Source organism: Phaeobacter sp. B1627 (assembly GCF_006265095.1).
Classification (GTDB): domain Bacteria; phylum Pseudomonadota; class Alphaproteobacteria; order Rhodobacterales; family Rhodobacteraceae; genus Epibacterium.
This window is the reverse complement of record NZ_VCNK01000034.1, coordinates 1-15019: the sequence shown is the minus strand read 5'-3', so window position 1 is coordinate 15019 and position 15019 is coordinate 1. Positions and strand designations below refer to the sequence as shown.

Annotated in this window: 10 protein-coding genes and 2 tRNA genes; 6 read left to right on the top strand and 6 right to left on the bottom strand. The window is 60.5% G+C overall.

The window, feature by feature from the left end; genetic code table 11:
- Window positions 1-60 precede the first annotated feature (60 nt).
- The 4 genes from ttcA to rpmH all read right to left on the bottom strand — a co-directional run bounded on the left by ttcA (window position 61) and on the right by rpmH (window position 2097).
- Entirely contained in the window at window positions 61-948 is an 888-nt protein-coding gene (gene ttcA / locus FGE21_RS16560; protein WP_139664532.1) for a tRNA 2-thiocytidine(32) synthetase TtcA, read from the bottom strand.
- A 204-nt stretch (window positions 949-1152) separates the two neighbouring features.
- Window positions 1153-1413: a membrane protein insertion efficiency factor YidD gene (gene yidD / locus FGE21_RS16555; RefSeq protein ID WP_139664531.1), complete on the bottom strand. Its 261-nt coding sequence runs from the start codon at window positions 1411-1413 to the stop codon at window positions 1153-1155.
- Window positions 1414-1467: 54 nt separating this feature from the next.
- Window positions 1468-1935: a ribonuclease P protein component gene (rnpA, locus tag FGE21_RS16550; protein ID WP_139664530.1), complete on the bottom strand. Its 468-nt coding sequence runs from the start codon at window positions 1933-1935 to the stop codon at window positions 1468-1470.
- Between the two features lie 27 nt (window positions 1936-1962).
- A complete protein-coding gene (rpmH, locus tag FGE21_RS16545; protein ID WP_008554144.1) occupies window positions 1963-2097 on the bottom strand; it encodes a 50S ribosomal protein L34 in 135 nt (44 codons plus the stop codon).
- 411 nt (window positions 2098-2508) lie between these two features.
- Between rpmH and FGE21_RS16540 the strand changes: the two genes are divergently transcribed.
- From FGE21_RS16540 to FGE21_RS16520, 5 genes are all read left to right on the top strand, one after another.
- The gene (locus FGE21_RS16540) at window positions 2509-3243 is read left to right on the top strand and encodes a TVP38/TMEM64 family protein (protein WP_139664529.1); all 735 of its coding nucleotides are present in this window, start codon (window positions 2509-2511) and stop codon (window positions 3241-3243) included.
- Between the two features lie 4 nt (window positions 3244-3247).
- Window positions 3248-4663, top strand: a complete 1416-nt coding sequence (locus FGE21_RS16535) for an NAD(P)/FAD-dependent oxidoreductase (RefSeq protein ID WP_139664528.1) — start codon at window positions 3248-3250, stop codon at window positions 4661-4663.
- 17 nt (window positions 4664-4680) lie between these two features.
- A complete protein-coding gene (locus FGE21_RS16530; RefSeq protein ID WP_139664527.1) occupies window positions 4681-6087 on the top strand; it encodes a sensor histidine kinase in 1407 nt (468 codons plus the stop codon).
- A gap of 71 nt (window positions 6088-6158) precedes the next feature.
- Window positions 6159-6235 (top strand) — tRNA-Arg (locus FGE21_RS16525).
- Between the two features lie 243 nt (window positions 6236-6478).
- Window positions 6479-6555: transfer RNA gene (locus tag FGE21_RS16520), tRNA-Arg, on the top strand.
- A 239-nt stretch (window positions 6556-6794) separates the two neighbouring features.
- On the opposite strand, the gene FGE21_RS16515 is transcribed toward FGE21_RS16520, so the two are convergent.
- Window positions 6795-9914, bottom strand: a complete 3120-nt coding sequence (locus FGE21_RS16515; RefSeq protein ID WP_139664526.1) for an efflux RND transporter permease subunit — start codon at window positions 9912-9914, stop codon at window positions 6795-6797.
- A 3-nt stretch (window positions 9915-9917) separates the two neighbouring features.
- Entirely contained in the window at window positions 9918-11129 is a 1212-nt protein-coding gene (locus tag FGE21_RS16510) for an efflux RND transporter periplasmic adaptor subunit (RefSeq protein WP_139664525.1), read from the bottom strand.
- A gap of 389 nt (window positions 11130-11518) precedes the next feature.
- On the opposite strand from FGE21_RS16510, the gene FGE21_RS16505 reads away from it, so the two are divergent.
- Complete coding sequence (locus FGE21_RS16505) at window positions 11519-14731, top strand: reductive dehalogenase domain-containing protein (protein WP_139664524.1); 3213 nt, start codon at window positions 11519-11521, stop codon at window positions 14729-14731.
- Window positions 14732-15019: the final 288 nt, after the last annotated feature.

The following is a 15019-nucleotide window of genomic DNA, read 5'->3' as shown; positions in this document are numbered from 1 at the left end:
GGACCTTTCGACTTCGCCGGTGGCTGTCAAACAACCTAGGTCCCGGGTCTGACTGCAGAGTTAACGCAGCTGCGGGATTTCTTCAGATTCCATCGGATTATCGAAATTTTTGAGTTCAAGCCCAGTGAAATCAAATAGTTTTGGGTCCAGAAGGTGCGAAGGGCGTGCATTCATCAGGGCTCGGAACATGATCTGCCGACGCCCGGGACTGTTTGATTCCCAACCGTCAAGGATCTGTTTGACCTGTTGGCGTTGCAGGCCATCCTGACTGCCGCAGAGGTCGCACGGAATAATCGGGTAGTTCATCGCCCGCGCAAATTTTTCGCAATCGGCCTCTGCCACATGCGCCAACGGCCGAAACAAGAAGAGATCGCCTTCTTCATTTACCAGTTTCGGCGGCATTGTCGCCAGGCGGCCGCCGTGAAAGAGATTCATGAAGAATGTCTCCAGAATGTCATCGCGGTGATGGCCAAGCACCACCGCCGAGCACCCTTCTTCCCTTGCAATTCGATAGAGATTTCCACGACGCAAGCGGGAGCACAGGGCGCAGAATGTGCGCCCCTGTGGGATTTTGTCCATCACGATGGAATAGGTGTCCTGATACTCGATCCGATGCGGGACCTGCATCCTTTCCAGAAATTCCGGTAGAACTGTCGCGGGAAATCCGGGTTGCCCCTGATCAAGATTGCAGGCGAGGAGATCGACAGGCAGGAGGCCGCGCCATTTCAGCTCATGCAGAACCGCGAGCAAGGTGTAGCTGTCTTTCCCACCTGACAGGCAAACAAGCCATTTGGGAACCGATCCATCTTCGCGCCGCTCCAGCATGCCATATTGATCGATCGCCTCGCGCGTATAGCGTACGATGCGTTTCCGGAGCTTTTTGAACTCCGTGGTTTGCGGCGCGCCCTGAAAGAGCGGGTGAATCTCGTCGGTATCAGTGTCCAGCATGAATTTCCGCGTAGCGTCTGGCCGAGCGAAAGCCAAGTAAAACTTGGGCAAATGGTGAAACACATTCGGCTGATCGGGCGAAGTGGCCTGTTCGTGGGGAAACCCAGTTGCCACAGCCGCCTCTTCCCTTGAAACGATCAGAGGTGTGGCACCGTATTCGGACCTGGGGTTCAGTCACAGGAGGGTGTCACGGATAACGCAGGACTAGCCGTCGTTTGCCACGCTGCGGTCATGATCCGGATCGCTGCCTGGAACCGGATCATAGCCCGACCCTCCGAGGGGGTGGCACCGGCCAATGCGCCGGACAATCAGCCAGGTGCCGAGCAATGGCCCATGCCGGTTCAGGGCCTCCAGAGCATAGGCAGAACAGGTCGGCTGATAGCGGCAATTGAACCCGACCCAGGGGCTGAAGATCAGTCGGTAGCCGTGAATGGGAAGGGCAATGATGCGCGCAAGTATCTGCATGGTTTCTGAGATAGACCAGCGCTATCGCAGGTGCAACCAAGCCGGGCGCAGAGGTCAGCCTCCGTGAATCCTGCGCAGGGCATATAGGAAATCTTTCTGCATCTGCGAGAACGGCCGCGTGGTGGTTTCCCCTGCTCTCCCAATGAGCACGTAATCCCATCCGGGTCTGCCGTGTTCCTGCAGCAAAAGCCGCGCGATCTCGCGCAAGCGGCGTTTGGCACGGTTGCGGGTGACGGCATTGCCGACCTTCTTCGAGCAGGTATAGCCGACACGCAACGGTGCGTCGTCGCCGCGCTGCCGCCCCTGAACCATCATGCTTTGCGTGCCCTGTTTTCGCGCCCGTGCGGCGGCGACAAAATCGCGCCGCTTTGTCATCACTTCCATGCCCGCACGCACCTTTGGAGGTTTCGGCGAGGGGGGAGGGGATTTTGACATGGGCATGTGAGGGGCGCAAACGGAAACCGCCGGAGGCGTTGTCCCCTGGTCAGCTGTGCCGTCCATGGGAGCCTCCGGCGGTTTCATATCCGTCTGGAAACCTGGGCGCGAAACTTACGCGCTCAGTTCCTTGCGGCCGCGGGCGCGGCGTGCGTTGAGGATTTTGCGGCCTGCCTTGGTGGCCATGCGCGCACGGAAGCCGTGGCGGCGTTTGCGAACCAGGTTCGAAGGCTGATAGGTGCGTTTCATCGCTCCGGTCTCCAAATGCTAACGTCGGGTATGGCGCGGAATCGCACCCCCGTGATCTATCTCGAAGCCCGGTCTCTAGACCCCTGACCCCGGTCTGTCAAACCCATTGACCGGGTTTTCCGGCTTCCCTGCTACATTTCTGTTAAAATCACAGAGAAGGTTGAGGCTGTTTGCAGTTGAAACGGCCCTCATTGTTCGCGCCGGGCTCGTGCTGGCGCTTGTGAAGAGAATCACCGGCGCGCCAATTGTTACAGTTTTTTGCCGTCGCGCCCCGATTTCTCACAAAATGCCTATCTCCTTTCAAGCGCACGTGAGGCGGCATCTGCAGGCCTCGTCATGCGCCCATCTTCGAGGGTAGTGCAAACAGGCAGCCATGCCTGTGGTACCCCGCGTCGACAAGGACCCCCAAAGATGAATGATCAAGACCCCACCGCATCGCGCGGACGCCTGATGCGCCTCCTGCCGATATTGATATTTGTCAGCGTAGGGGGCATCGGGGCTTTGGCTTTGGGGGATACGCTGTCTTTTGACACGCTGCGAGACAACCGAGCGGCGCTTCTGGCGTTTCGGGATGCGAACTATCCGGGCCTCCTGCTTGCGTTTGTGATCACCTATGTCGCCATCGTGGCGTTTTCCCTGCCGGGTGCGGCCGTAGCCTCGGTGACGGGCGGGTTTTTATTCGGGATATATGTCGGCACCACGGTCAACGTCGTGGCGGCTACTCTTGGCGCAATGGCGATATTTCTTGCGGCGCGTTTTGGTTTGGGGGCAACCCTGTCGGCGCGGATGGAGGCCGGCGAAGGGCGTATCCGGCGGCTGAAATCCGCATTGCATGAGACCGAGGTCGAAGTCCTTCTGCTGTTGCGCCTGGTTCCGGCGGTGCCATTCTTCGTTGCCAATCTGCTGCCTGCCCTGGTCGGGGTGCGCGCGTGGACGTTCTTTTGGACCACCGGGGTCGGGATCATTCCCGGGGCCATCGTCTTCACCTGGATCGGCGTAGGACTGGGCGAGGTCTTTGATCGGGGGGATAGTCCGGATTTGACTTTGTTGTGGGAACCCCAGGTTATTGGCCCGATCCTCGGGCTCTGCGGGCTGGCGGCCCTGCCAATCCTGATAAAATTGATACGCGGCAAAGCAGAGGTCTGAACCAATGGAAAAACTCTCTTGTGATCTGTTGATTATCGGCGCCGGATCGGCGGGGCTTTCACTTGCTGCGGGGGCCAGCCAGATGGGGGCCGATGTTGTGCTGCTTGAACGTCATAAAATGGGCGGGGATTGTCTCAACTATGGCTGCGTCCCCTCCAAGGCGCTGCTGGCCAGCGCCCATATGGCGCATGCCCAATCCCATGCCGCCGCTTTCGGGATCAGGAATCGGACGGCCGAAGTGGATTACGCTGCCGCGCAGGGCCATGTGCAGAATGTGATTGAAAAGATCGCCCCCGTCGACAGCCAGGACCGGTTCGAGGGGCTGGGTGTCAATGTGATCCGAGAGGCCGGGCGCTTTGTCGGCAACACCGAGGTCGAGGCCCGGAACACCCGCATCACCGCGCGCCGGATCGTCATCGCCACCGGGTCGCGCCCCTTGGTGCCTCCGATCAAGGGACTGGGTTCGGTCGCCTATCTCACCAACGAAACTCTGTGGGAGCTCCGCGAGCAACCAGAGCATTTGATCGTGATTGGCGGAGGTCCCATCGGAATGGAGATGGCCCAGGCGCATCGTCGCCTAGGGAGCAAAGTGACCGTGCTTGAGGCCAAGCAGGCCTTGGGGCGGGACGATCCCGAAGCGGCGGGCCTTGTCCTGGATCGCCTGCGGGGCGAGGGCGTCGAAATTCTGGAGGAGACCAGCGCAGATCGGGTCCGGCAGGAGGGTGATCACATCGTCGTCGAGACCAGCAAAGGCGACATCTCAGGCTCTCATCTGTTGGTGGCTGTGGGGCGGCAGCCCAATGTCGACGGGTTGAACCTGGAGGCTGCAGGCATTGAGACCTCCAGCGCGGGGATCCATGTGGACACGAGCCTGCGGACAACCAACGCCAAGGTCTATGCTATCGGCGACGTGGCAGGGCAGGGGCAGTTCACGCACCTCGCGGGGTATCATGCCAGCGTGATTATCCGCTCCCTGCTGTTTGCCCTGCCATCCAAAGCCCGCAGCGCCCATATCCCCCGGGCAACCTATACCGACCCGGAACTCTCCCAGGTGGGGCTGACAGAAGCAGAGGCCCGGGCACAATATGGCGCGAGACTCGAGGTCGCCCGATTTGACTATAGCCACAACGACAGGGCCATCGCGACCCGGCAAACAGAAGGGTTCATAAAGGTCATGGTGGTTCGGGGGCGTCCGGTGGGAGCAACGATTGCCGGGCCTCAGGCCGGGGAATTGATCGCCACCTGGTCGCTGGCACTCGCCAATCGGCTGAAGATGAGCCAAATCGCCGCAATGGTCGCACCCTATCCGACGATTGCAGAGCTTAACAAACGGGTTGCGGGAGCGTATTTCTCCCCGAGACTATTTGAGAATTCCATCGTAAAGCGAGGGGTCTGGCTGGTGCAGCGCTGGATACCCTGAGGCGAAGACTGGGACCTATGTTAAACACGCTTTCGGGCAGATTCCTGATCCTGACAACGGTCTTCGTGATGTTGGCCGAAGTGTTGATCTTTGTCCCCTCCATTGCCCGTTTCCGCGAGGACTATCTGAAAGACCGGCTCGAACGGGCACAGATCGCCTCGCTGGCATTACTGGCCGACGACATGCTGGACGGCGCGCTTGAGAAAGAGCTGCTGGAGAACGCAGGCGTCTATAACGTCGTCTTGCGGCGCGACGAGATGCGTCAACTGGTGTTGTCCTCGCCCATTCCGCATCCGATCGGGGGGACCTTTGATCTTCGCGAGGCCGGGGCCCTGATCCTGATCCGCGACGCAATGGCCAGGCTCATTCATCCCGAAAACGAGATCATCCGCGTGATCGGCGCCCCGGTGCGCGACGCCGGGCTTCTGATCGAGATAACCATCGAAACGGCGCCTCTTCGGGACACAATGATCGACTACGGCGTGCGCATCCTTTTGTTGTCCGCCGTGATCTCTGTTCTGACGGCGGTTTTGCTGTTCGTGGCGGTGCGCATAGTGCTGGTGAAGCCGATCAAGGGCGTGATTGGCTATATGCAGCGGTACGCGGCGGCGCCGGAAGATGCGCGCGGGATCATAACGCCGACAGCCGGGGTGATCGAATTGCGCGAGGCGGAGGAAGCACTGCAGAAGCTGCAGATCGAGCTGACGCATGCTCTGAAGCAGCGGGAGCGATTGGCGCAGCTGGGCGGGGCCGTTGCCAAGATCAGCCATGATCTGCGCAACATCCTGACCTCGGCGCAGTTGTTTACCGACCGGATCGAAATGAGCGAGGACCCGTTGGTGCGTCGTCTTGCGCCCAAGCTGGTGAATTCGATCACCCGGGCCGTCTCATTGTGTGAGGGAACGCTGGCCTTCGGCCGCGCAGAGGAGCCTGCGCCGACATTCGGCCGGGTGTGTCTGCATGAAATCGTGGATGATGTGGCCGAGGGGGAAAATCTCGTGCCCTCGGATGTGGAGGTGGAGATCATCAATTCGGTGCCTCTCCCCACCATGATCCGCTGCGACAAGGAGCAGATCTTTCGCGTGATCATGAACCTGGTCCGCAATGCGCGCCAGGCGATTACGGCCACGGGGCGGGACGGCTGCATCACCATCTCGATGCGCGAAGAGGATGATGCCTGGTGGATTTTGGTGGCGGACAATGGGCCGGGTCTGCCGAAAAAGGCTCGGGACAATCTCTTTACCCCCTTTCAGGGCGGTGCGCGAAAGGGCGGGTCCGGTCTTGGGCTCGCGATTGCTGCTGAGCTGATAAAAGGGCACGGGGGGCAGCTGCGGTTGGGGGCCACCGGAGCGGAGGGAACAGTGTTTGAAATCTGTTTGCCCAAGGGCGATGGGACTGTTTACGAGTGTCAGCTCACTTCCTGAGGAACTTGGAGACTTATTTTCTTTTTGGGGGTTGCGCCGCCGTGATCGCGGGGGTAGTTCCCGCTCTCAGTGGACCGATAGCTCAGCTGGATAGAGTACTTGACTACGAATCAAGGGGTCGGGGGTTCGAATCCTCCTCGGTCCGCCACTTATTAAAATAATAAGCAACCAGAGGCTGTTGCATGGTGCGTAACGGGTCTATCCCATTGCGCCTATCGTGATTCTGCAGGCAAAACTCTGTCCGGCCAAACAACCCTGTCCGGACAGAGGCACCTCCAGAGTGGCACAGAGCCGTGTCAGTTTTCTGGTCGTCTGCCTGTCACAAAATCTTTGGACTGCCGCACTTTTCGACTTGCGCCTCTCCGCAGGGATCACTAAACCGCCGCTCAGTGGACCGATAGCTCAGCTGGATAGAGTACTTGACTACGAATCAAGGGGTCGGGGGTTCGAATCCTCCTCGGTCCGCCACTTTTCCCAAATACAGCGCTCTCCGAACGCAGTAGTGTCGATAGCAAACAATCGTCGCACCCTTTGTGTCGTATCAAAGGCGCAGGGATGCCGCGTGGGTCTGCCGTTCTGACCGGGCTGACCGGGCGGGGGCGTTCTGCCTCTGTGCTAGGGTCTGTGCCCGGGTCTGCGGCGGTCAGACCAGGGGGCGCCCATTGGCTGGGCGCCCCGCGATTATACGTGTCTCAAGTATGTGTGTCCTAGGTGGTCTGCCGTTCTTCCTGTTTTGACAGAGAACGTGTGAGTCTCATGATCAGGACGTAGAATGCGGGCACCATGAAAATGCCAAGGAAGGTCGAGGCAACCATGCCGCCGATCACGCCGATTCCGATGGCGTTCTGCGATGCGGCACCCGCTCCTGTTGCCAAGGCGAGGGGCAACACACCAAGGATGAAAGTCAGCGCTGTCATCAGGATTGGTCGCAGGCGCAGGCGGGATGCCTCGATTGCGGCTTCTGCGATGCTGCGCCCCTTGCGCCGCAATTCTTCTGCGAACTCCACGATCAGGATCGCATTTCGTGCGGCCAGGCCGATTGTCGTCAGCATGCCGACCTTGAAATAAACATCGTTCGACTGGCCGAAGACCCAGGCTGCAAACAAGGCACCGAGTATGCCGACGGGCACTGCCAGCATCACTGCCAATGGAATCGACCAGCTTTCATAAAGGGCGGCCAGCGCCAGAAAGACCACCAGCGCCGACACCGCATAGAGAATCGGTGCCTGATCGCCAGATTGCCGTTCCTGGTAGCTGAGCCCTGTCCAGGCAGCGGCGTATCCGCCGTCCAGATCGGCCACGAGGGATTCCATTTCCGCCATCGCCGCGCCGGAGCTGTATCCGGCCCCCGGCGAGCCGGAAATCTGAAGCGCGGAAGTCCCGTCGTAGCGCTCCAGTGTCGGTGCGACCGGCTCCCATGAGGTCGACATAAAGGCCGAGAAAGGCACCATTTCACCCTTCGCGTTGCGGGCGTACCAGTCAAAGACGTCTTCGGTTTGCATCCTGCTGGCAGCTTCGCCCTGAACAATCACAGGGCGCAGCCCCGCCCCGAGCTCGAAATCATTGACTTCGGAGCCTGCGAAGATGACCGAGAGCATCCCGTTCACCTCCGAAAGCGTCAGGCCAAAGCTTTCGGCCTTGGCGCGATCGATCGAGAGCTTCAGCGCGCTGTCCTCCTCGGTGCCGTTGCTGCTCAGGTTGATGAGCTTGTCGCTTTGCCCGGCCGCTGCGATCAATTGCTCGGCGGCGGCTTGCAGGGCATCGGAGCCGGCACCCGATTGGTCAACCAGATACATTTCAAAGCCGCCGCTGTTCCCAAGGCCCCGGATCGCCGGGGGCTGCATGACAAAGATCTGACCGTCGCGCAGTTGACGAAAGGCCATATTGGCGCGCTGAGCGACCTGGTCGGCAGCCAGGTCCGGCTGTCCGTCGCGCTCGTCAAAGCTCTTCAGTTTTACGAACACCATGGCACGGTTCTGCCCGCTTCCGGAAAATCCGAACCCCAGGGCGGCAAAGGTGCTTTGGACAGCTTCCGGTTCTTCGCCAAGGAAATACGCCTCGATTTTCTCAACTGTGGCTGTCGTTTGGGCCGTTGTCGCGCCTTCGGGCAGGGTAACCATGGTCATCAGGACGCCCTGATCTTCTGTCGGAATGAACGAAGAGGTCAGGCGCTGATTGACAACCCATGCCCCGGCGAGAACGGCGACCAGCAGCACGGGCATCAGGATCGGAAGCCGCAGGCTGCCTTTGACGCCGGCGCCGTATCCGGCGGTTGCCCGCGTCACAAGGCTGTTGAACCAGCGAAACGGAACAAAGCGGGGCGGCCCGTCTTTGGGGCGCAACAGGCGGGCAGACATCGGTGGCGACAGGATGATCGCAACCAGCAACGACAGCGACATGGCCGACACCATGGTGATCGAGAACTGACGGTAGATGACCCCGGTGGAGCCGCCAAAGAACGCCATCGGCAGGAAAACCGCTGCCAGGACGACGTTTATTCCCAATAGGGCCGAGGTGATTTGCGCCATGCTTGTCCGGGTGGCTTCGAGGGCTGACATGCCCTCGTCCTCCATCAGGCGCTCGACGTTTTCCACCACAACGATTGCATCATCGACCAACAGGCCGATGGCCAGTACCATTGCGAACATTGTCAACGTGTTGATGCTCAAGCCCCCCACGGACAAGACCGCGAATGTGCCCAGAAGAACCACCGGGATCGCGATCAGCGGGATCAGGGTCGCGCGCCAGCTCTGCAGGAAGAGAAGCAGCACGAGGAAAACGAGGACCACCGCTTCCAGCAGCGTATGATAGACCTGCTCGATAGAGAGTTCGACGAAGGGCGAGGTGTCATAGGCGACCTCGAAGCGAACCCCATCCGGCAGCGAAGGCTCCAGCCGGTTCAGCGTGTCCCGAACCGCTGCCGCAGTATCCACGGCATTTGCGCCAGTGGCGAGGTTGACGCCAAATCCGGTGGCGTTCTTGCCGGAGAACCGCGAGTCTCCGCCATAGCTTTCCTGGCCGATCTCCACCCGGGCCACGTCACCGAGGCGGACCACGCCGCCGCTCTCATCCGCCTTCAGCAGGATCTGCTCGAATTCTCCGACAGAGGTCATCTGACTCTGGGCGGTGATCGTGGCGTTGAATTGCTGCCCGGCAAGGGTCGGCTGGCTGCCAAGCGAGCCAACCGAGACAGTCGTATTCTGCTCCTCTACCGCGCTGACAACATCCTGAGGCGTGAGTTGAAATCTCGCCAATGCTATCGGATCCAACCACACCCGCATGGCGTAGCCGGAGCCAAAGACATTGACGCCGCCGACACCTTCGGTGCGCTGAATCGCGCCTTCGACCTGCTCTGACAGAATATTGCCCAGCTGGACGGTCGAGTAGGTGTCATCGTCAGCGACGATGGCGCCCACCATCAGGATGGAGGAGGAAGAGCGTGAGACGCTGACACCCTGCGTGCGTACTGCCGTCGGGAGCTGGCTTTCAATCTGAGAAATCTTGGTCTGGATCTCGTTCTGTGCGTCCACCGGCTCGACGCTTTCGTCGAAGGTAATCGACAGCGAGGAAGACCCCTGAGAGGAACGGGCCGTCATATATATCATACCGTCCAGCCCGGTCATCGCGTCCTCGATCACGCGGGTTACGGAATTCTCCACCGCGGCGGCGGTCGCGCCCTTGTAGCTGGCAGATACCCGCACCGTGGTCGGCGCGATCTCGGGATACTGCGCGACCGGCAGGGAATAGACGGACCAGGCACCAAGCAGCATGGTCATGAGAGCGAGCACCCAGGCGAAAACCGGGCGCTGGATAAAGAATATTCCCATCGATCAGCCCTCGTCGTTCGTGGCGGCGGGCAGATCGGAAACGATTCCCGTCTCCGAAATGGTCACCGGCGTGGTCGTCACGTCGGCGCCATCGCGTAAGGATATCAGCCCGTCGACGATCAGCAATTCACCGGCTGATACGCCTTCGGTCACAATCCATGCGTTTTGATAGCTGCCACGTTCAGTCAGTTCGCGTTTCTCTGCTTTGCCGTCGGCGGCCACAAACGCCGTGAGTATCCCCTCTGCCGAACGCGTAGTTGCGCCTTGCGGCACAAGCACGGCGCGGGTTGTTCCCAAGGCGACTTCGACGCGCAGGAATTGTCCCGGCAGGATCCTGCGCTCGGGATTGTCAAACCGGATGCGGAACTCGAATGTTCCGGTGGTGGTCGACACCTGCGTGCCCGGGGCGGCCAGCGTGCCTTTCTGGGCATATTGCGCGCCGGTCTCAAGCTGCAGGCTCAGATCAAGGTCATCACCCCGCTGAAGCGTGCCACCTTCCGCAAGGGCCCGGACCTCGGCAATGCGCTTGCTGGATTCTTCGACGTCGACATAAATCGGGTCCAGCCGGGTCACGGTGGTCAGCGCATCCGATTGGTTGGCGGTCACGATCGCTCCGGCCGAGATATTGGCAACCGCAGCGACCCCCGTGATCGGGCTGCGGATCTCGGTGCGTTCCAGATCAAGCTGGGCCAGCTTCAACGCGGCGCGTGCGCTGCTGAGTTCTGCCTTGTTCTGCAGCACGGCAACGCGGGCGGTTTCCAGATCTTCGATGGTGACGCCGGTACCTTGCAGCCGCTCATAGCGCGATTGCGTTGCCTCGGATGCGGTCACGGCGGCTTCGGCACGGGCCACTTCCGCTTCTGCGGCTTCGACGTCAACTTCGAAGGTGTCGCCTTCGATGCGGAACAAAAGGTCGCCCTTTTGAACCTGGCGGCCGGGTTCATACAGGATCTCGCTGATGGTTCCGCCAACGCGGGGGCGGATGTCGACTTCTTCAAATGCGACGGCACGCCCCGGCAGGGTGACGGTGTATGGCACTTGCGCTTCTTCGAGCGTGATGACACCGGCGGTCAGTGGTCCCTGGGCCCCCGGCCTTTGCTGGGCTTGGGCGGGCAGGGAGAGGCTCAGGCACAGACACAGGCTCAGGCACGGGACCAGCGCCCCCGCGCAGATCCGGTTCAGAGTGGAGGGCAGGGGATGCAGCGAGTAGGCCATGCGAGTCCTTGAATTTTCTGAGTTCGGTAAACGGCACCGTTTGTCTTTATACGACTTTCCGACAAAGCTCCGTCGAAACGGAAGCTAATTTTCTACGTAACGCGCTGTCACGGCGATTGTTGCGTAATCACACTGTTGTACGTCCGATTTTGCGCTTTGGACATTTTAATTCCCGATGCTTGACCGATAGGCGGCCGGGCGGACCAGCATCTTCGGGGTGGGGAGTATGCTGCTGTGCCGCGATGTCGAGCGGGGATGCGCGCCAGCGCCGGGCTCTGCCTGCGCGTGCCACTCTATGGCATGCGGCTGGTGTTTTCCTATGGGCGCTGTTGCAGCCCGCTAGACTATGGCGTCAGGCCACAGTCAGGTCCGCGAGCAGGAGAGCCAGCATGTCCCTACGTTTCTTTTCCTCCAGGCACCGGCCTGTGCCTCTGGGGCCATTTCCGCTGGAGCGGCTCAAACGTCTGGCGCGGGTGGATATGTCGGATGTGCCTTCGGCCGAGCCATTGAGTTTCCGCAAGCCCGACCAGCCCGCGAATATTGTCAACGCCATGTGTGAATATCAGGCGATGATGGATGCCATCCGGGATGGGTTGGTGAATGGGGCGCGGGCCGAGGTGCCCGAGGACCTGCGGGAACGGTCCGATCATATCAAGGCCTTCGGCTATTTCGCGGATGCCGCCATGGTCGGGATTGGCCCGATGGATGAAGGCGCGCGCCTGTCGGTCCCCTGGCGCAACCCGGATATCGATCGACTGGCAGAGGATCTCAGATCACGTCAGACCAAGACGCTGGCCTCCGGCATCGATGTGATCATGGCCGACCTCAAAGATGCTCTGCAGGCGCCGCCCACGACGATCGGGGCGCATAAACACGCAATCGTATTTCTGTACGAGACGCCTCGGTCCCCAAGGGCCGAAGAAGAGGGCTGTGAGTGGATCAGGGGTGCGGAAACCCATCGTGCCTGCCTGCGCAGCGCAGAGACCGCAGTGGTCATCGCCAATTACATCAGGTTGCTCGGTTGGGATGCAAAGGCGCATACAGGCACATCGTCGGACGTGGATCTGAACCGGCTGGCTGTGGCTGCCGGGATTGCCCGTGTCGAGGAGGGAAAGCTGGTGGCGCCCTATCTCGGTACCCGCTTTGGCCTTGCGGTCGTCACCACTGATCTGGATCTCGCCGAGGACCGCCCTCTTGCACCGCTGTCGCAGCAACCAGGGCACAAGGGGCGTGATCTGCGCTGGTGGATCGGATCCGGCGCCCCGCGCTCGGCCTTGAACGGCGACCCCTATGAAAAACGTGCGTTCTGTGACGGGCCGCATCCGTTTGAGACCCTGAAGCGGGTCGATGTTCCGACCACCTATATCGACGAGGCGCGTGTCGCCCGCGTGCCCAAGCGCACCGATATGTTCGCGCGCGCTCAATTCGGGGATATGGGGCCGGCCAATCAAAAGGCCGCCACCGGTGGCCATTATGTGCGGAAGGCGGCCCCCTCAATGGCGCAGCGCCGCATGCTGGGCGCCTTTGTCCTGCTGCAGGATGGAGTCCCCGCTGCAGGAGCGCGCCCTGTGGATCCCGCGCGCAATGCGCTGTCGGTCAAAGCGGCCTCCTATTGGCTTGGGGTGGATGCTGTCGGGATCAGCCGCTGCCCGGACTGGACCTGGTACAGTCACGACGCCACCGGCGCTCCGATCGTACCAGACCAGCCGCATGCGATTTCGATGATCATAGATCAGGGGTTCGACACCACCGAGGGCACATCCGGCGATGACTGGATCGCAGTGGCGCAATCCATGCGCGCCTACCTGCGGTTTTCCCTCCTGGGCGGCGTCATTGCCAGGCAGATCCGAAATCTTGGCTACAAAGCAAAGGCACACACGGTCATGGATGGCGAGGTTTTGCAGCCTCCGCTTCTGTTGTTGTCGGGGCTGGGCGAAGTGTCCCGTATTGGCGAAGTGATCCTCAATCCCTTTCTCGGCCCGCGCCTGAAATCCGGCGTGGTGACCACCGACATGCCCCTGGCGCATGACAAGCCCATCGACTTTGGCCTGCAGGCGTTTTGTCAGGCCTGCAACAAATGTGCCCGTGAATGCCCGGCGGGCGCGATTACCGCCGGGCCGAAACTGATGTTCAACGGATATGAAATCTGGAAGTCGGACAGTCAGAAATGCACAACCTACCGGATCACCACGCCGGGCGGTGCGATGTGTGGTCGCTGTATGAAGACCTGTCCCTGGAACCTTGAGGGACTTTTTGCCGAAAAGCCCTTTCGCTGGGCCGCGATGACATTGCCAAAGGCGGCGCCTGCCTTGGCGCGGCTTGATGATGCGCTGGGGCATGGCGAAATGAACCCGGCCAAGAAGTGGTGGTGGGATCTGGAACTGCAGGAGGATGGTGCATATCGCCCGACCCGCCACCCGGTGAATCACCGCCGTCTGGCGAAGGACCTTGATTTGCAATACCGCGATCAGACGCTGGCGGTCTATCCGGCCAACCTTGCGCCGCACCCCTATCCCTATCCGTTCCCGATGGATCGCGAGGCCGGGATCATGGCCTATCAGGCGATGGTGACCGCCGGGGACTATCAGGCGCGCCGCGCCCGCGGGGAGAGTGGCACTTGGGATCACCGATACCGCAATGACCGCGCAAGCCCGGTGCTGCAGGTCTTGGTTTCAAAGGTCGAAATGATGGCGGCAGGGATCACCAAGTATGAATTCCGCGCCATCGACGGCGGTGAGCTGCCCGCCTGGACGGCCGGTGCCCATATCGACATTGTGGTGGCGCCGGAGTTCCTGCGCCAGTATTCTCTGTCGGGCAACCCTGCCGACCGCACACGTTATGAGATCGGTGTGCTGTGCGAAGAGGCCGGGCGCGGGGGCTCGAAGCTCCTGCAGCGAATTTTTACCGAAGGTCGCCGGATTTTCATCTCTCAGCCGATCAATCACTTCCCGCTGGACGAAGCGGCAAGCAAGTCGTTCCTGATGGGGGGCGGCATCGGGATCACTCCGATGATCGCCATGGCGCACCGGCTCTATAGTCTGTCCCGTCCCTTCGAGCTGCACTATTCCATTTCCTCCCGAGACAGTGGCGGCTTTCTCAATGATCTGGCGTCCGCACCTTGGGCCGACCGGGTCCGGGTGCACATCTCCAGCGAAGGCACCCGCGCCAAATTTGAGGACATCCTGAGCCGATATGAACCCGGTCGCCGCGTCTACACCTGTGGCGCTGCCCCCTACATGGAGGCCGTTATGGATGCCGCCCGTGCGGCAGGTTACCCTGACGAGGCCTGCAGCCGGGAATATTTCGCTGTTCCGGAGCAGCCTGACCTCGAAAACCATGCTTTCACTCTCCGGCTCAGGCGCTCTGGCCGCGAAATTCCCGTCCGCGCCGACCAGACGGCATCAGAGGCACTGCAGGCGCATGGGATTAGCGTGGATGTGAAATGTGCAGACGGGATATGCGGGGTGTGTAAATGCCATGTCCTGTCCGGCGAAGTCGAGCACCGCGACTTTGTTTTATCCAAGGCGCAGCAGGCGGACGAGATCATCTTGTGTAAATCACGGGCGGCTGAACCCGACGGGGTTCTGGAGATCGATCTGTGACCTCTTTTTGCGACTCGTCGCTCGAGGAATCACGCAATGTCCCGCATTTCACAGGGTGCCCGACTCGAAAACGGTACTCCCGACTTGTGCTCCGCGAGCATTCGGCCACCAGATATTGAAATCAGGTCATCCAACCCACGATTCAAAGACGTGGCATCCAAGCCTACAAGGGCCGAAAATGTTCCGGCGCGCGAATGAAATCACATTCAGTGTATTGTTATTGATCACTTTTTGCGCGGGGATTTGGATTTTTACACAAACGTCAAAAAAAGGGGTTGCGGGTATTTT